Origin of the sequence: Bifidobacterium sp. UBA4282 (genome assembly GCF_002394995.1) — a bacterium.
Classification (GTDB): domain Bacteria; phylum Actinomycetota; class Actinomycetes; order Actinomycetales; family Bifidobacteriaceae; genus Bifidobacterium; species Bifidobacterium pullorum_B.
Genome location: NZ_DGVO01000022.1, coordinates 16,544 through 34,060, shown reverse-complemented (window position 1 = coordinate 34,060; position 17,517 = coordinate 16,544). Strand labels below are relative to the sequence as shown.

Below are 17,517 nucleotides of genomic sequence, written 5' to 3'. Positions count from 1 at the left end.
TCCAACAATCGGGGTGCGGTTCAATCCGCCGAAGCGGATGCGGGGGTTCATCGATTCCTCAGCAGGGATGTCCGATGAATCAGACCAGCGACATCGGGTCGACCGGGACACCCGGGGCCATCGTGGAGGTGATCGTCACCTTCGTGATGTAACGGCCCTTGACGGTGGACGGCTTCAGACGCTTGACCTCTTCGGCCACGGCCTTGAAGTTCTCGACCAGGGCGTTCTCGTCGAACGAGAGCTTGCCGATCAGGAAGCTCAGGTTGCCGTGACGGTCGACACGGAACTCGATCTTGCCGCCCTTGATGTCGGCGACGGCCTTGGCCACATCCATGGTCACGGTGCCGGTCTTCGGGTTCGGCATCAGGCCACGCGGACCGAGCACACGGCCCAGACGGCCGACCTTGCCCATCATGTCCGGGGTGGCGACCACGGCGTCGAAGTCGAGGAAGCCGCCGGCCACCTTCTCGATGAGCTCGTCATCGCCGACGATGTCGGCGCCGGCCTCGGTGGCCTCGGTGGCCTTCGGGCCGCGGGCGAACACCAGGACCTTGGCGGTCTTACCGGTGCCGTGAGGCAGGTTGACGGTGCCGCGGACCAGCTGGTCGGCCTTGCGCGGGTCAACGTTCAGACGCAGCACAGCCTCGACCGTCTGGTCGAACTTGTACGACGGCATGCTCTTGAGCAGAGCGATAGCCTCGGCGCCGGTGTACAGGTTGTTGCGATCGATCTTCTCGGCCGCTTCGCGGTACTTCTTGGAATGCTTAGCCATCTGTCCTTCTCCTCTCAGTCGGTCACCGTGATGCCCATGGAACGGGCGGTACCCTCGATGATCTTCATGCCGGCCTCGACGTCGCGAGCGGACAGATCAGGCATCTTGGTCTCCGCGATCTCGCGGATCTGAGCCTTGGTGACGGAGCCGACCTTGTGGGTCAGCGGGTTCTCGGTGCCCTTCTGGATACCGGCGGCCTGCTTGAGCAGCGCCGCGGCCGGCGGGGTCTTGAGAACGAAGGTGAAGGAGCGATCCTCATAGACGGTGATCTCAACCGGGACGATCTGGCCCATCTTGTCCTGCGTGGCCGCGTTGTAGGCCTTGCAGAAGTCCATGATGTTGACGCCGTGCGAGCCCAGGGCCGGGCCGAGCGGCGGGGCCGGGTTGGCCTTGCCGGCCTGAATCTCGAGCTTGATCAGCGCTGAGACCTTCTTCTTGGGAGCCATAAATGGTTCTTCTTTCTGTGAAGCGGTGCAAACGGCAACGGCCTCATGGCCGCTTCCTCCCGCAACGGGTATTGCTGTGCTGTGCTAGCGGGTCTCCCCTCCAGACACAAGCTTTCCCATTATGTCGCCCCTGTCGGACATTCCCCACGTCCTCTCCCCTTCCCCGGACTCTGATCCATCGTGACCGTGATGCATGATCACAATCCTTGGAATTCCACCGTTCTTCGACTTGGATCAGAGTCACGATGCATCAAAGTCCGGAACGAAAGAAGAGTCCGGGAAGGAGGGTTGCGGGAGGGCTTGAATACGGGAAAACCCCGCCGGAGCGGGGTTTTCTCATCACGAATGTCAGTTGAGCTTCTCGACCTGGTCGAAGCCCAGCTCGACCGGCGTATCGCGCCCGAAGATGGACACGAGCACGGTGAGCTTCTGCGTGGTCGGCTCCACATCGGACACCACGGCGGCCATGGTGGCGAACGGGCCGTCGGTGACGGTGACCTGATCGCCTACGACGTACGAGACCTCGACCGTGCGCTTCTTGGCGGCGGCGGGCTTGTCGCCAGCCTTCTTCAGCGCCTCGGAGGCGATCATCGGGGCCATCATCGCCACGACTTCCTTGCGGCTCAGCGGCGCCGGATCCTTGGTCGGTCCGACGAAGCCGGTCACACCCTCGGTCTCGCGCACGATGCGGCGGGCGTCCTCATCCGGCCACATGCGAATCAGCACGTATCCGGGCACACGCACGCGGGTGATGACCTTCTTGCCCTTGTCGGTGTGCTTCTCGACCTCCTCCATCGGCACCTCGACCTGGAAGATCTTGTCCTCCAGCCCGAAGCTGGCCACACGGGACTCCACATTGGTCTTCACGCGCTTCTCATAGCCGGAGTAGGTATGCAGCACATACCACTTGCCTTCCAGCGTGCGCAGGCTCTTGGAGAACTCCTCAACGGCCTTGGCGCCGGGGTCGAGCTCCTCGTCGGCGGATTCGCCGGCGTCCTCGGCAGCCTCCTCAACGGGTGCCGCCTCCACGGGCTGCGGCTCGGCGTCCTGGACCGGCTCATCGCCGGTTTCGGGGACGTCGGGCAGCTCGTCGAGATTGTCGAGATTCACTTCGTCAGTCATGCATTCACCTTCAGATCGGGATCAATCAGCCGAACATCCACAGCATGAGCTTGCCCAGGCCGAGATCCATACCGGTCACGATTGCCATCAGGAAGAGCACGAACACCAGCACGGCCAGAGCCCAGAAGAACAGCTCCTTGCTGGTCGGGGTCACCACCTTGCGCATCTCATCGACGATCTGCTTGATGAACATGCCGATGCGCATGAAGACATTCGGCTTCTTGGCTTGTGCGTTGATGCTTTTCTTCGCCATATCCGTCCTTCGTCTTCGGCTTGCAGTGGAAAATCTTGGCAGGGACGGCGGGACTCGAACCCACAACCTACGGTTTTGGAGACCGTTGCGCTACCAATTGCGCCACATCCCTAGGTGAACTCTGCCCATGGTAGCAAATACCTGCCGACCAGCGGGCAAAACCGCCAAAACGCAATAATAGCGGTTCCCGTCGATTTCGTCCACCCACCGGTGTTCGCTCGCCGATAAACCGCTATTTTCCGCCGTTTGCTCCGGTGTGTCCTCTCAGCCCACCCAGGCCTGGAACCGGCGCATGCCTTCAGCCAGCTGGTCGTCCGCCAGCGCGTAGGAGAAGCGCAGGTAGCCCGGGGCGCCGAACGCCTCGCCGGGCACCGCCGCCACATGTGCCTCGTCCAGCAGCATGGCTGCCAGTTCGGCCGAGCTCGTGGCCACCGAACCGTTGGCGCCGAGCGGCCGGTTCAGCAGGCCGGAGACGTCGGCGAAGGCGTAGAACGCGCCGGTCGGCGTCGGGCAATGCACGCCGTCGATGGCGTTCAATGCGGTCACGATGGCCTTGCGACGCGCGTCGAAGGCCTCACGCATGGCGTAGACGGCGTCCAGATCACCGCCCACGGCGGCGATGGCGGCGCGCTGCGGCACATTCGCCACGTTGGAGGTCATATGCCCCTGCAGCTTGGCGGCGGCCTTGGCCACCGGCTCGGGGGCCACCAGCCAGCCGACGCGCCAGCCGGTCATGGCGTAGGTCTTGGCCACGCCGTTGAGCACGATCAGCTGGTCGCGCACCTCGGGCACCACCTGGCCGATATACGCGGTCCGGGCACCGTCATAGTTGAGATGCTCGTAGATCTCGTCGGAGACCACCCACACATGGTGCTCCACGGCCCAGCGCCCGATCGCCTCGATGGTCTCACGGCTCCACACGGCGCCGGTCGGATTCGACGGGGAGGTGACGATGATGGCGCGGGTCCGTTCGGTGCGGGCCGCCTCGATGGCGTCGATATCCGGCTCAAAGGAGCGGTCGGCGCCGGCGAACACCTCGACCGGTACGCCGCCGGCCAGTTTGACGGCCTCGGGGTAGCTGGTCCAGTACGGCGTGGGGATGATCACCTCGTCGCCGTCATTGAGCAGGATCTGGAACGCCTCGTAGACGGCCTGCTTGCCGCCGTTGGTCACCACCACCTGTTCGGGGGTCACCTCGTAGCCGGAGTCGCGCAGCATCTTGCGGGCGATGGCCTCGCGCAGCTCAGGCAGGCCCGGGGTCGGCGTGTACCGATGGTTGCGCGGGTCGCGGCACGCCTCGGCGGCGGCCTCGACCACGTAGTCCGGGGTCGGGAAGTTCGGCTCGCCGGCGCCGAAGCCGATGACGTCGACGCCCGCCGCCTTCATGGCCTTGGCCTTGGAATCCACGGCCAGCGTGGCGCTCGGCGCCACATTGTTGATACGATCGCTCAGGGTCTGCCAGTCTGCCATAGTCATGGCTCCCATGCTAACCCCACGCGCAGAGAACCGCCGCTATACGAGCACCAGATTGTCGCGGTGGATCAGCGGATGCGCGTACGCCTCGCCGAGGAAGCGCTTGAGCTGGTCCGTATTGCGCCCCAGCATCTGCGGAATCTCCTCGGAATCGTATCCGGACAATCCACGCGCCAGATGCGTGCCGTCCTCGGCGTCCACCCACACCGGGTCGCCGGCGGAGAACTCCCCGCGTACTTCCAACGCGCCGGCCGCCAGCAGGCTGGCCCGTCCGCCGCGTACGGCGCGTGCGGCGCCGTCGTCGACCACGATCGTCCCGCGGGGTTCCGCCGCGAATCCGATCCACAGCCGACGCGAGGAGCCGCGGTCGTGCACCGGGGCGAACACGGTGCCGACCGGGTCGCCCATCATCGCCGGCCCCGCGTTCGCGGCGCTGGTCAGCACGACGGGCACGCCGGAGACCGCGGCGATCCGCGCCGCCTCCAGCTTGGTGACCATGCCGCCGGTGCCGACGCCGGAGGTGCTGCCGCCCACGGTCACGTCCCGCAGGGCCGCGATCACGTCGGGCACGTACCCGATGCGCCGCGCGTCCGGACGGCTGGGCGGCGCGGTGTACAGCGCGTCCACGTCGGTGAGCAGGACGAGCGCGTCGGCGCGCACGATGTTGGCCACGAGCGCGGAGAGCCGGTCGTTGTCGCCGAACCGGATCTCGTTGCTGGCCAGCGCGTCGTTCTCGTTGACGATCGGCACGACGCCGAGGTCCAGCAGCCGTTCGAGCGTGCGCCGGGCGTTGCGGTACTGCGCGGCGCGAATCGTGTCCTCCGCGGTGATGAGAATCTGACCCACGCGGATGCCGTACCGCGCGAACGCGGTCTCGTAGCGCGCCATCAGCAGCCCCTGCCCCACCGAGGCGGCGGCCTGCTGGGTGGCCACGTCGCGCGGGCGTTCGGAGAAGCCGAGCGGGCCGAATCCGGCCGCGATGGCGCCCGAGGAGACCAGCACGACGCGCGCGCCCGACAGCACGTTGGCCGCCACGGACGCCACCAGGGCCTCCAGCTTGGCGGCGTCCAGATGGCCGGACGGCCGCGTCAACGAGCTGGACCCGACCTTGACCACCATCGTCCGCGCCTGCGCGACGGACCGGCGTACCTGTGCCTGACTCGATGTGGACACCATCACTCCTTAGCGTTGCTCACGCGGCTACTCGTCGATGTCCTCGACGTCCTCGACACCCTCGCCACGGCCGAACAGGCTCTGCTCGTCGTGGGGATCGTCGTTGACGCTCGGGTCGGCCCAGTGTCCGGCGGCACGTTCGGCCATCATCGCCTCGCGCACGGCCTGGCGTGCGTCCATCATCTCGTGGTACTGGCGGCGGCGTTCGGCGTTCGTGCGGCGGCGGGTGCGGTTGTCGTTCTCCTCCAGGCGCAGATCCTTGCCGCGCGCGCCCAGCTGGGCGCCGTCGAGCATCTCCGCGCCGGCGGCGATGGTCGGGTCCCAGTCGAACGCCACGGCCCGGCTGCCGCGGCCGATGCGCACCTCGTCGCCCGGCTTGGCGCCCTGCCGGCGCAGCTCGTCCTCCACGCCCAGCTTGGCCAGACGATCGGCCAGGTAGCCGACGGCCTCGTCGTTGTCGAAGTTCGTCTGTGTCACCCAGCGTTCCGGCTTGGCGCCGCTGACCGTGTACCAGAAATCGCCGTTGGCGTCCTCCTGGCGTTCCACGGTGAAGTCGATGCCGGGGCCGGAGGCGTCCTGGCCGCGCCGGCGGCGGGCCGGCTGTTCCAGCGGCCTGATGACCACGCGCTCGGCCTCCTGCGCCTGCTCGCGTTCGGCGACCTGCTCACGCATCCGCGCCACCATATCGGCCAGCGCGAAGTTCAGCTCCTTCAAGCCCGCATGCGAGGCCGTGGAGATCGGGAACACCTTCAGGCCCATCGCCTCGAACTCCGGGCGGACGAACTCGGCGAGCTCCTTGGCCTCCGGCACATCCACCTTGTTGAGGATGATGATGCGGGGGCGTTCCGGGATCGGGATCGCGCCCAGCGGCAGCTCCAGCTTGTCGGCGTATTCGGCCAGCTCGTGCTCAAGCGCCTCGTAGTCGGAGATCGGGTCGCGGTCCGGCTCCAGCGTAGCGCAGTCGATGACATGGGCGATGATCTCGGTGCGCTCGATATGGCGCAGGAACTCCAGGCCCAGGCCCTTGCCCTCGGAGGCGCCCGGAATCAGGCCGGGCACGTCCGCGATCGTGTAGCGGCGGCCGCCGGCCATGACCACGCCCAGGTTCGGCACCAGCGTGGTGAACGGGTAGTCCGCGATCTTCGGCTTGGCGGCGCTCATGGCGGCCACCAGGCTCGACTTGCCGGCGCTCGGGAACCCCACCAGCGCCACGTCGGCGATGGACTTGAGCTCCAGGATCACGTCGCGCTCCTCGCCCGGTTCGCCGAGCAGCGCGAAGCCCGGGGCGCGGCGCGTCTTGTTGGCCAGGGCGATGTTGCCCAGACCGCCGGCGCCGCCCGCCGCGGCCACGAACCGGTCGCCGTCGTGCCGCAGGTCGGCCAGCTGTTCGCCGGGCCTCTTCGAAGCGCCCTGGGCCCCGCGCGCCTCGAAGATCACCGTGCCCACCGGCACCGGCAGGATCAGGTCATCCCCCTTGGACCCGTCCTTGTTATCCCCCATGCCCATCGTGCCGTTGCCCGCCGAGCGGTGCGGCATGAACCGGTAGTCCAACAGGCTGTTGGCGTTCTGGTCGGCCACGAAGACGACGGAACCGCCGTCGCCGCCATTGCCGCCGTTCGGGCCGGCCAACGGCTTGTACTTCTCACGGCGGATGCCGGCCGAACCGTTACCGCCGTCGCCGCCCTTGACATGGACGACCACACGATCCACAAAATCACTCATAGCTGCCTACCTTACCGTGTGCCCCTGCCCGCGGCCGAGGATACGAAAAACCGCATCCCGTGAACGCGGGATGCGGCCTCAAACGAAATAGCGCGCCTGGAATCTCAGGCGGACACCACGTCGACGACCTTGCGGTCACGACGCACGCCGAAGCGCACGTTGCCGTCGGTCAGGGCGAACAGGGTGTGATCCTTGCCCATGCCGACGTTCTGGCCCGGGTGGAAGTTGGTGCCACGCTGGCGAACGATGATGTTGCCGGCGATAACCGACTCGCCGCCGAACTTCTTGACGCCGAGGTACTGCGGGTTCGAGTCGCGACCGTTGCGCGAGCTGGAAGCGCCCTTCTTATGTGCCATGTCTGTTCCTTTCGGTTCTGACCTGCCAGCGGATCAGGCGATAGCCGTGATCTTGACGATGGTCTGCTGCTGACGATGGCCCTTGCGACGGGTGACGCCAGTCTTGTTCTTGTACTTCATGATGTTGATCTTCGGACCCTTGGCAGAGTCGTTGACCACTTCCGCCTTGACGGAGATCTTGGCGAGATCCTTGGCACCGAGGGTGACCTTGGCACCGTCAACCACGAGGGCGACCGGGAACTCCACGGTATCGCCGACCTTCGCATCGAGACGGTTCACCACGATGACGTCACCGACCTCGACCTTCTCCTGATGGCCACCGGCCTTCACAATCGCGTACATAATCCGTTCCTTGCTAGTTTTTTGGAAGCTGTTCTGTCCGGCACGGCAAAGCGTCTCAGCCAGACACCGACTATCTAATCTACACCGACCCATGTACGAGCGCAAGCAGACGAGTCGTGCGTGTCAACTCGACACGCCGTCACTCCTCCGTGCTGGCCGCCACGGCGGCCGCGGCGATCTGGGCGAGCTTGGCCTTGACGTCCGGCGAGGAGCCCTGCGGCATCTGCACCTGCGTGCCCTGGCCGTGCTTGTTCGTCTTGACGAACGGATCGCCGCCCTTCAGGGCGTACGGGTCGTCGAAGTCCGCGGACACGGTCGGCTCGTCGTGCAGGATGAAGCCGCGGCCCTTGCAGGTCGGGCACTCCTCGGAGAATGCCTCCACCAGACCCTGGCCGATGCGCTTGCGCGTCATCTGCACCAGACCCAGCGAGGTGACCTCGGCCACCTGGTGCTTGGTGCGGTCGCGCGCCAGGCATTCGACCAGCCGGCGCAGCACCAGGTCGCGGTTCGCGGGCATGACCATATCCACGTAGTCGATCATGACCATGCCGCCGATATCACGCAGGCGCAGCTGGCGGGCGATCTCCTCGGACGCCTCCAGGTTGCAGCGGGTGACCGTCTCCTCCAGGCTCTTGCCGCGGCCGATGAACCGGCCGGTGTTCACGTCGATCGTGGTCATGGCCTCGGTGCGGTCGATGACGATCGATCCGCCCGACGGCAGGTAGACCTGACGCTCCATGCCCTTGCGCAGCTGGGAGTCGATCTGCCACTTGTCGAACACGTCCCTGCCCTCGTGCTCGGCCGGGTCCCACTTCTCCAGCTTGCCCTTCAGGTCGGGGGCCATCGTGTCCAGGTACTCCTCGATGCGGGCGTACACCTTGTCTCCCTCGACGATCATCTTGTCGAAGTCGTCGTTGAAGATGTCGCGCACCACGCGGATCGCCACATCCGGCTCGCCCTGCAGGAGCTTGGGGCGCTTGCCGTGCAGGAACTCGTCGCGCTTGGCGGTGATGCGCTCCCACTGGTGCACCAGCGTCTCCAGATCCTTGACGATCGCCTCCTCGGAGGCGCCCTCGGCGGCCGTGCGGATGATCACGCCCATATCCTTCGGCGCGATCTTGGAGACGATGCCCTTGAGCCGGCTACGCTCACGCTCCGACAGCTTGCGGCTCACGCCGGTCATGCCGCCGGAGGGCACCAGCACCAGGAAACGGCCCGCCAGCGTGACCTGCGAGGTCAGACGGGCACCCTTGTGGCCGATCGGATCCTTGGTGACCTGCACCAGCACCGGGTCGCCGGACTTGAACGCCAGCTCGATGCGGCGCGGCTGGCCCTCCAGACGGGTCGAGTCCCAGTTCACCTCGCCGGCGTACAGCACGCCGTTGCGGGCCTGGCCGATGTCCACGAACGCGGCCTCCATGCTCGGCAGCACGTTCTGCACGCGACCGAGATAGATATTGCCGACGGTCGCCACCTCCTGGATGTCGGAGACGTAATGCTCGACCAGCACGTTGTCCTCGATCACCGAGATCTGCGTGTGGCGCTCGCGCTCGCGCACCACCATCAGGCGTTCCACGTTCTCGCGGCGGGCCAGGAAATCCTGCTCCATCAGCTGGTTCTGGCGGCTGCGCTCGCGGCGGTTGTCGCGGCGGCGCTGCTTCTTGGCCTCCAGACGGGTCGAGCCCTCCACGTCGGTGATCTCGTCGATGTACTGCTGCTTGCGCGAACGGCGGGTCAGCGGCTGCTCCTGCTCGTCCGAGGACTTGGCCCCGCGACGGCGGCGACGACGGCGCGTGACGGTCTGCTCCTCGTCATCCTCATCCTCGCGGGAGGACTCACGGGGGCGCTCCTCATGCTCCTCGCGCGACCGCTCGTCGTTCGCACGATCCTCGCGGTTGCCGCCGCGCGAACGGCGACGGCGACGGCGCGTTGTCCCCTCCTCCTCGTCATCGGATTTGGCGGGGCGTTCCTCGTCGATCGGCAGATACGTGATCTCGTCGAGTTCGAGGTCCTCCTCGATCTGCTCGATCTCGGCCGCGGCACGACGCTCCTGGGCGTTCAGACGGCGCGAACGGCGCGACGAACGCGTCGGTTCCTCGTCGGCGGCATCGGCGTCCTCCCGCTCTTCGGCACGCGGCTCCTCGCGATCGCGGCGCGTATCGGGCTCGTCCTCACGGCTGCGGGAACGACGCCGACGCGACAGGCGCGGCTCGTCCTCCTCACGCTCCCCGGCCTCGTCGCGGCGCGCGTCACGCTCCTCCTCACGGCTGCGGGCGCGGCGAGAACGGGTGCGGCGGGAGGCGGGACGCTCGTCCTCGTCCTCCTCACGCTCGTCATCGTCACGCTCGACGGGGCGCGGGCGCAGCTCCGGCAGCACCGGCTCCTGGAACAGCAGCGACGTCATCGGACGCGGATGGCGACGCGACTCATGGCCCTCCGGCAACGACTCAACCGCGTCGAGCGCACGGGCGTCGCCGGACGGGTCGTCGAACGGCGGCTGGAAGACGCGCTCGGTCCCGCGGCGCTCGGCGGCACCGGCGGCACGGCGCGAACGGCGACGCGGCGCCGCCTGCTCCTCCTCGTCATGGGACGGCGCGGTCTCCGGCTTGGTCTCCTGGCGGCTCGGCAGATGCGGCTCCTCGAACAGCGGCATCGAATGGTCCTGCACCTGCAGCGCCACGGTGGCGCCGGCCGCACCCACCTCACGGGTGACGCGGCGTCCACGACGGCGACGCGGCGGGGTCGCCGGCTCGGACGGCGCTTCGGATGCCGATGTTTCCGACAATGACTGATCAACGGTTTCGTTCTCGTCGAAACCTTCACGGTTCGTTCTGGGCACAATGCTCCTCACGACGCGCTGCACCACGTCGCCTTAGTCCGGCCCGCCGCGGCTGTCACCCCACGCTCTCACCGTGGTCGCGCGCAATCGCGCACCGCACAGGCTCATCCTGCAAAAGTCTCTGCTGCTCGATGGCGGACACCGGCGCTCGCGGAACACTCACGCGAGGGGATCGACGCCATCCTCAGTCTTCGGGCGGTGGCGTGCAGAGCCACCGTCTTCCAGTATCGCACACTTTTCGCCGGATGTTCGCCCATTGTTCGATTTACGCCGCGAAGCGTGGAATCTCCCGCGCGTCGCGGCATCGCCGGGGCACGGACGGCAAACCCGCCGCGAACGACAAAGCGCGGGAACCGTCTCTCGGTTCCCGCACTTGGGAGGAGGAATGATCGCGCCGCACAATCATCGCGGTACGCCGCATATGATTCGGGGCATCGGCGCGAATCGTTCCGCGTGAAGGGGCGCCGTGGGTCGGCCGTCGATCGCGTCCGACCCGCCGGGCGTCCGCTGACCGTCACTTCGAGGAACGACGTCCAAGGAAGCGACGGATGGCCACGATTTCGGCGATGATCAGCAACACCGCGGCGATGGCGACGACCACGTAGGTGATGGTCTGCCAGATCGGGGCGGCGAGCCGGGGTTCGCCATCCTCATACACCCAGCTGTTCACCGTGGTATAGAGGATGTTGTGCGTCGCCTCGCGCATCGCGATGACCGAGGTGGCCGACTGGTCGGTCACGTGATTGGTCACGTCCGTCGGGGCGAGCATCATGTCGTTGCCGTTGCGAATCAGCTGATCGGCGTTCTGGTAGCCGTAGCCGGCGAAGTAGTCGGTCAGCACCATGCCGCGGAAGCCCCACTCGCCGCGCAGCACATTCTGCATCAGCGGCGCGTAGGCGGCCACATAGGTGGTGCCGATGTAGTTGAAACCGCTCATCACGGCCTGGGCGCCGCCGTCCTTGACGCTCATCTCGAACGGCTTGAGGTAGATTTCACGGATCGCCTGCTCGTTCGACCAAGTGCACAGCATGTTGTTGCGGTTCGTCTCCTGGTCATTCAGGGCGAAGTGCTTCATGAAGGAATACACGCCACGCTCGCGGGCGCCGATGACCTGCTGGGCCGCCATCTCGCCGGACAGCAGTCCGTCCTCGGAGAAGTACTCGAAGTTGCGGCCGCCGAACGCCGAACGGTGGATGTTCATCGACGGGGCGTACCAGCCGGCGACATTCATCTCACGGCCCGTGTCACCGATCATCTGGCCGAACCGATGGGCGAGATCCTTGTTCCACGTGCAGGCGAACACGGTATTCACCGGGAAACCGACCGAACCGACGCCGGTGAACAGCACCTTCAGCGAGGCCGGGCCGTCGGTGTCGGTCATCGCGATCTTGCCGATCTTCTCGATGGCCGCGTTGCCGTAACCACCGGTTGCGATCAACGTGTCCATATCCTCGAAGGTCAGCTGGTCGAGCAGCTCGTCCCACATCGGGTCGTCGTAGTCCTTGCCGGTCAGGTCCGCCAGACGCACGCCGTTGTCGGCGCCCGTCGTCGGCATCTCGTCGTCGGCGTTGTCGTAGTCGGCCGGGTTGTAGTTCGAGTTGTTGATGAACGTGGCCTTGTACTCGTCGGCCAACGACATCGTCGCCGGGGCGGCGGTCGCCTCCGCGTAGTTCGCGAAGTGATCCGCGCGGCTGAGGTAGGTCACGTCGCCCGAGATATCGTCGAACTGGTTCGTCGCCGGAATCAGATCGCCGTCGTGCGTGTTGTCCTCGGAGTCATACGTGATCGTCTCCGGCACGGTGATCGGCTGCTCGTCGATGACCGTATGGCTGTCCGAGCGAATCGAGATGGCGTAATCACCCTGTTCCAGGACCCACGCCTTGGCGTCCTCGTAATCATACGAGGCCATCGCGTCATCCTCGAAGGAGATGGAGATCGTCTCCGAATCACCCGGCTCGAGCAGCTCGGTCTTGTCGAACGCCACCAGGTTCGCGGTCGCCTTCTCGATGCCGCCATTCGTGTACGGCGGGTTGTAATAGACCTCGACCACATCCTTGCCCGCGACGTCGCCCGTGTTCGTCACGGTCACATCGAACGACACCGTGCCGTCGGCGTAGGTCACGTCGCCCATCTCCTGCGAGAAGGTCGTATACGACAGGCCGTAGCCGAACGGATACTGCACGGTCGCATCATAGTCGATCAGACCCTCGTCCGCGGCGGTCTCATAGAACTTGTAGCCGACGTAGATGCCCTCCACATAATGCACGAACGTCGGGTACACCTCGGTGTTGGGGCCCCATGACGTCATGAACTCGTTCATGTTGTCATAAGTGAAGTTGCCGAAGTTGTTGAACGTCGGGGTCTGGGTCAGGTCGTAGACGAAGGTGTCGGAGGTCTTGCCGGACGGGTTCACATCGCCGGCAATAATTTCGCCGAGCGCGTTGAAACCGTTCTGGCCGGCGGGCGGGCACCACAGCACGGACTTGATCTGCGGATACTCGTCGACGAATCCCAGTTCCAGCGCATTCGCGCCGTTGTACACCAGCGTTACGTCGTCGAAGTTCGACGTGACCAGATCGATGAGATCCTGCTCGGTCTGACTCAGTTGCAGGTAGTGTTCGCCGTCCTCGTAGTCCGCGTACTCGGTGGAGTTCTCGTTGTAGACGATGTTGCCGACCTTCATGTTGGTCGGCAGGTCGGCGCCTTCGCCGCCGACACGCGCGATGACGACGATCGCCTGATCCGAGAACGTCTTGGCGTCATCGATCAGGGACTGGTCGTACTGCGCGACCGGCACCTCCGGCAGGGTCCAATCCTGTTCCTGGATGGAAACCGTCGGACGGTCGGTGCGGTAGTCGGTATACAGCTTGCTCAGGTCCTCGTTAGTCTGAATCCCGGCGTTCTCCAGACCGTCAAGCAGCGATACGGTCGGATACGCATCGGTCAAAGCGCCCGAGCCGACGCCGCCGTACACCGGGTTCGTCGAAGCCCAGCCGAATACATTGACGGCGTCGGCATCCATCGGCAGGTTACCGCCATCGTTCTTCAGCATGGTGATGCCTTCGCGCTGCACCTCCGTGACGAACTCGGTCCCCGCGGCGACCGTGTCATCGGAGATCTCGTATTTCTCGGCCGTGGCGTTGTTCAGCAGCGTCGTCAACGGTCCGAACAGCATCATGCACAGCGACACGATCATCGCGATCGCCGCCACGATCCACGTCTCGCTGTGGACCAGCTTCCTGACCGCGTCGTCGCGCACGCTGCGACGATTGACCGCGGCGGTGATGATGATCGCGGCCACCACCACGACGCCGATGACGATCAGCTGCACGCGCAGGGATATCAGCACGTTGATCACATCGGTGATGTTGATACCTAACACATTCGTTCCTTTCCGCTTCCTGGGCATGTCTTCGACGACATACCCCTTCTCCGGAGCAACGACCCGGACGCCGGCCATCTGCCGGCCCTGGCCGCCCGGCGGACCTCGCAGTCCACGCAGCCCATGGTATGGATGACGACCCGGGCGCGTCGCTGTTGTTCACAAGCGGTAATCCTGATTCCGTGAACGGCGGATTCCGGTTCGCGCCGACCCCGGTGCGAACCCTACAATGAATTCCATGAAGAACATCTCCATCGCCATAGTCGACGACGACAATGGTGACGCCGACGCCACGAAGACGATGATCGAACGGTATCTGGCGGACGCCCACGATAAGGACGACCGCTACGCCATCACCCGGTTCGACAACGGTCCTTCGTTTCTCGATATGTGCGACGACGCCGAACACAAGCCGTACGACATCGTCTTCCTCGACATCGAGATGCCCGGCATCGACGGGTTGGAGACGGCGCGGATCCTTCGTTCGCGAGGGTCGCGCGCGGTGCTGGTGTTCACGACGAAAATGGCCCAATACGCCACCCGGGGATACGACGTCAACGCAATCGGATATCTCGTCAAGCCGATTCGGTATCCGGGGTTCGCCCTGTACATGCGCAAGGCGTTGGGTCTCGTCCATGCGCGCAGAGGGGCCACCATCGCGATTCGTTCCGACGACCACATGCGATTCCTTGATTCGAACGATGTGCTCTACGTGGAAGTGGTGGGACACAGTCTGCTGTACCACACCGCAACGGATGTGTGGAAGGATTGGGGGACGTTGAAGGCGATCAGCGAACGTCTCGCCCAATACCACTTCATCCCCGCAAGCCGGTATTGCCTGGTCAATCTCGACAAGATCCAATCCGTGACAGGCTCGGCCCTCACTCTCGTCGGGGGTTCCACCATCGCCGTGTCGCGATCCAGGAAAAAGCCGCTGCTCGAAGCCCTGAGCCGATACTACCGCCAGTAGCCGGCGTGCCCGTCCCAGCCCAGCCCCGCGCCTCCCACCCGTAAAGGCCCACGATGATCGAACCGTTGGAATTCCTGTACTACGCCCCGTTCACCATCGAACTCACCTGCGGCGTCGCCCTGTTCTGCAGACGAGTGGGCGATCGTCGGCCACGCCGCGTCGCCATCGGGCTCATCATCATAGCCGCATGGGCGTGTGCGGGAGGCGTGGCGCACGTCATGCTTGCCGACGGCGTCCAGGCCGGCATCCCGTCAGTGTCGGGATTCGTCAACACGCTGTTCTATCCGCTGCTCGTGCTGATCATCCTCCCGCTGGCCCGTTGGGCCCTGGCCGTGACCTGGATCGAATCGCTGGTGCTCATCGCCATGGGTTACGCCGCGCAGCACACCGCCTTCGCGCTGGTACGGGCGGCCACCGCCACCGCCACCCTGATGCCATCGGCGTGGTCGAGCCTGCCCGTGGAACTCGCCATCACCACGATCCTCTACATCGCCCTATGGATTGCGATAGGACGGCGATTCGAAATCGACAGCGCGAAAATCCGCAACGAGAGGGCTCGCGTGGCCATCAGCCTCATGGTCATCCTCTTCGTCATCCTCGGCAACATCGCCATATACGACCTCTCCCGCGCGGGATTGCTGAATGACCTTCCCCGCATGCTCTGCCACTGTTATGACGCCGCCTGCAGCCTGCTCGCCCTGATCATCCTGACAATGGCGTCGAATATCGACCGGCTGACGAACGACCTGGTGGTGATCCGTCAGATCGACGCGCTCAAGGCCCGACAGTATGAGATGAGCCGGGAGAACATCGAACTGGTCAATACCAAATTCCATGACGTGCGCAAGAACCTCGCCTCATTGCGCCGGGCCATCCAACAGCTTCACCGTACGGAACCGAACGAATCGGGAACCTCCGTGGACACGGAACCGTCCCCGGCCCACGACGCCGCGTCGCCCCCGCAGATTCCGCTGTCCGCGATCCCGCTGCGATCGATCGAGCAGATGGAGAATTCCATCCGCATCTACGATTCCATCTATGACACCGGCGACGACGCGCTCGACACGCTGTTGACGGAGAAAAGCCTGTATTGCGCCGCACACGGCATCACGCTCACCGCGATGGCGGACGGCGCGGCCATCGCGTTCATGGAGCGATCCGACGTGTATGCGCTGTTCGGCAACATCCTCGACAACGCGATCGAGGCGACGGTGCTGCTGCCCGATCCCGACGACCGGCAGATCACATTCACGGTGACCGCGCACGGCCAGCTGCTGCGCATCGAGGAGGAGAACTATTACGCCGGCGAGGTGCGCATCCGTGACGGTCTGCCCGTCACCACCAAGGGCGACCGGCGGTTCCATGGCTTCGGCATGCGTTCAATCGCGCATCAGGTCGCGAAGTACGGGGGTGAAATGACCATCAGAACGGATGACCGGGTGTTCTCGATCTCAATCGTGATGCCGATGCCGGCATAGCCCCCAGGCCTGTGTCAGCCGAGCCAGTCGCGCAGGATGCCGGCCATCAGCGTCAGGTCGCTTTCCGGCACCTGCTCGTCGTGCTTGTGCGCGAGCAGCGGGTCGCCGGCGCCCAGGTTGACGGCGGGGATGCCGAGCGCGGCGAAACGGGCCACATCGGTCCAGCCGAGCTTGGCCACTGGTTCGCGGCCGGTACGTTCCCGGACCAGGCCGACCAACGACTGGGCCAGTGGATCGTCCAGGCCGGGGCGGGCGGACGGCGATTCGTCCTTCATCTCGATGCCGAAGCCCTCGAACACGCCGCCGGTGGCCGCATGCTCGCCGTTGTTCAGCTCCGCGCCTGCGTCCGCGCCCATCATCAGCGCCTTGGCCTGACGGATGTCCTTATCCGGGGCGAACCGGTAGTTCACGTGGATGCGGCACTCGTCCGGGATCACATTCGTGCCGTTGCCGCCGGAGATCAGCGTGGCGTTCAGGCCCTCGCGGTACTCCAGACCGTCCACGGTGATGGACTGCGGCTCATAGGCGTTGAGACGCGCGAGCGCCTCGCCGGCCTTGTGGATGGCGTTCTCCCCCATCCACGCGCGTGCCGAGTGCGCGGCCACGCCGTGAGACACCACGTCGAAGCGCATCGTGCCGTTGCAGCCGCCCTCGATGCCGCAGTTCGTCGGCTCGCCGATGATCGCGAAATCACCCTGGATCCATTCAGGGTGTGCCTGAACCACCTTGCGCAGGCCGTTCTTCTCGGCCACGACCTCCTCATGGTCGTAGAACACGTAGGTCAGATCGACCTTCGGTTCGGTCAGTGTGGCCGCCAGATACAGCAGCGCCGCGTCGGAAGCCTTCATATCGGTGGCGCCGCGCCCCCACATCACACGCTCGTCCGGATGCGCGGCGGCGATCTCCCCGCGGATCGCCGGATCGCCGGGCTCCAGCCAGCGCGGCGGGAAGTTGTCGATCACCGGCACCGTATCCAGATGCCCGCACAGGATCACCCGACGCTCGCGGCCCAGATCCGTGCTTGCCACCAGCGTATCGCCGTGCCTGCGGACCGTCAGATGCGGCTGGCGGCGCAGGAACCGCTCCACCATGTCGGTCAACGGCCCCTCATCGTCGCTCACCGAATACACGGCCATGATCTGCTCCATCAGCGCGGCCAACGCCTCTTCCATCGTGGCATCCGGCGCGA

General features: G+C 65.4%; 14 protein-coding genes and 1 tRNA gene. 2 read left to right on the top strand and 13 right to left on the bottom strand.

Going from position 1 to position 17,517, the window contains the following annotated elements:
• Positions 1-79 precede the first annotated feature (79 nt).
• The 12 genes from rplA to B4C31_RS03005 all read right to left on the bottom strand — a co-directional run bounded on the left by rplA (position 80) and on the right by B4C31_RS03005 (position 13,880).
• Complete coding sequence (rplA, locus tag B4C31_RS03060; protein ID WP_033508260.1) at positions 80-772, bottom strand: 50S ribosomal protein L1; 693 nt, start codon at positions 770-772, stop codon at positions 80-82.
• A gap of 14 nt (positions 773-786) precedes the next feature.
• Positions 787-1,218: a 50S ribosomal protein L11 gene (rplK, locus tag B4C31_RS03055; RefSeq protein WP_033505350.1), complete on the bottom strand. Its 432-nt coding sequence runs from the start codon at positions 1,216-1,218 to the stop codon at positions 787-789.
• Between the two features lie 348 nt (positions 1,219-1,566).
• Positions 1,567-2,340 (bottom strand): transcription termination/antitermination protein NusG, encoded by a 774-nt coding sequence (nusG, locus tag B4C31_RS03050; RefSeq protein ID WP_291531286.1) that lies wholly within the window; start codon positions 2,338-2,340, stop codon positions 1,567-1,569.
• A gap of 25 nt (positions 2,341-2,365) precedes the next feature.
• Positions 2,366-2,593, bottom strand: a complete 228-nt coding sequence (gene secE, locus B4C31_RS03045; protein WP_291531285.1) for a preprotein translocase subunit SecE — start codon at positions 2,591-2,593, stop codon at positions 2,366-2,368.
• A 36-nt stretch (positions 2,594-2,629) separates the two neighbouring features.
• A tRNA-Trp gene (locus B4C31_RS03040) sits at positions 2,630-2,705 on the bottom strand.
• A 152-nt stretch (positions 2,706-2,857) separates the two neighbouring features.
• Positions 2,858-4,063: a pyridoxal phosphate-dependent aminotransferase gene (locus B4C31_RS03035; protein ID WP_291531291.1), complete on the bottom strand. Its 1,206-nt coding sequence runs from the start codon at positions 4,061-4,063 to the stop codon at positions 2,858-2,860.
• A 42-nt stretch (positions 4,064-4,105) separates the two neighbouring features.
• Positions 4,106-5,239, bottom strand: coding sequence for a glutamate 5-kinase (gene proB, locus B4C31_RS03030; protein ID WP_291531290.1), 1,134 nt, complete (start codon positions 5,237-5,239; stop codon positions 4,106-4,108).
• A gap of 27 nt (positions 5,240-5,266) precedes the next feature.
• Positions 5,267-6,961 carry a GTPase ObgE gene (gene obgE / locus B4C31_RS03025; RefSeq protein WP_291531284.1) on the bottom strand — a complete coding sequence of 565 codons (1,695 nt, stop codon included), beginning with the start codon at positions 6,959-6,961 and terminating at the stop codon, positions 5,267-5,269.
• A gap of 104 nt (positions 6,962-7,065) precedes the next feature.
• Positions 7,066-7,317: a 50S ribosomal protein L27 gene (gene rpmA / locus B4C31_RS03020; RefSeq protein ID WP_033505362.1), complete on the bottom strand. Its 252-nt coding sequence runs from the start codon at positions 7,315-7,317 to the stop codon at positions 7,066-7,068.
• A gap of 33 nt (positions 7,318-7,350) precedes the next feature.
• Positions 7,351-7,659, bottom strand: a complete 309-nt coding sequence (gene rplU, locus B4C31_RS03015; protein WP_033505364.1) for a 50S ribosomal protein L21 — start codon at positions 7,657-7,659, stop codon at positions 7,351-7,353.
• A 139-nt stretch (positions 7,660-7,798) separates the two neighbouring features.
• A complete protein-coding gene (locus B4C31_RS03010) occupies positions 7,799-10,498 on the bottom strand; it encodes an Rne/Rng family ribonuclease (RefSeq protein ID WP_291531283.1) in 2,700 nt (899 codons plus the stop codon).
• Positions 10,499-11,012: 514 nt separating this feature from the next.
• On the bottom strand, positions 11,013-13,880 hold the full coding sequence (locus tag B4C31_RS03005; RefSeq protein ID WP_291531282.1) for a glycoside hydrolase family 3 N-terminal domain-containing protein: 2,868 nt from the start codon (positions 13,878-13,880) through the stop codon (positions 11,013-11,015).
• A 238-nt stretch (positions 13,881-14,118) separates the two neighbouring features.
• Here B4C31_RS03005 and B4C31_RS03000 point away from each other — a divergent pair, with 238 nt between their 5' ends.
• Both B4C31_RS03000 and B4C31_RS02995 read left to right on the top strand, forming a co-directional pair.
• The gene (locus tag B4C31_RS03000; RefSeq protein WP_288240300.1) at positions 14,119-14,850 is read left to right on the top strand and encodes a LytR/AlgR family response regulator transcription factor; all 732 of its coding nucleotides are present in this window, start codon (positions 14,119-14,121) and stop codon (positions 14,848-14,850) included.
• 53 nt (positions 14,851-14,903) lie between these two features.
• Positions 14,904-16,328, top strand: a complete 1,425-nt coding sequence (locus tag B4C31_RS02995; protein ID WP_291531281.1) for a GHKL domain-containing protein — start codon at positions 14,904-14,906, stop codon at positions 16,326-16,328.
• Positions 16,329-16,342: 14 nt separating this feature from the next.
• Here the strand turns inward: B4C31_RS02995 and dapE are convergent, their stop codons facing one another.
• Positions 16,343-17,500, bottom strand: coding sequence for a succinyl-diaminopimelate desuccinylase (dapE, locus tag B4C31_RS02990; protein WP_291531289.1), 1,158 nt, complete (start codon positions 17,498-17,500; stop codon positions 16,343-16,345).
• Between the last annotated feature and the right edge of the window lie 17 nt (positions 17,501-17,517).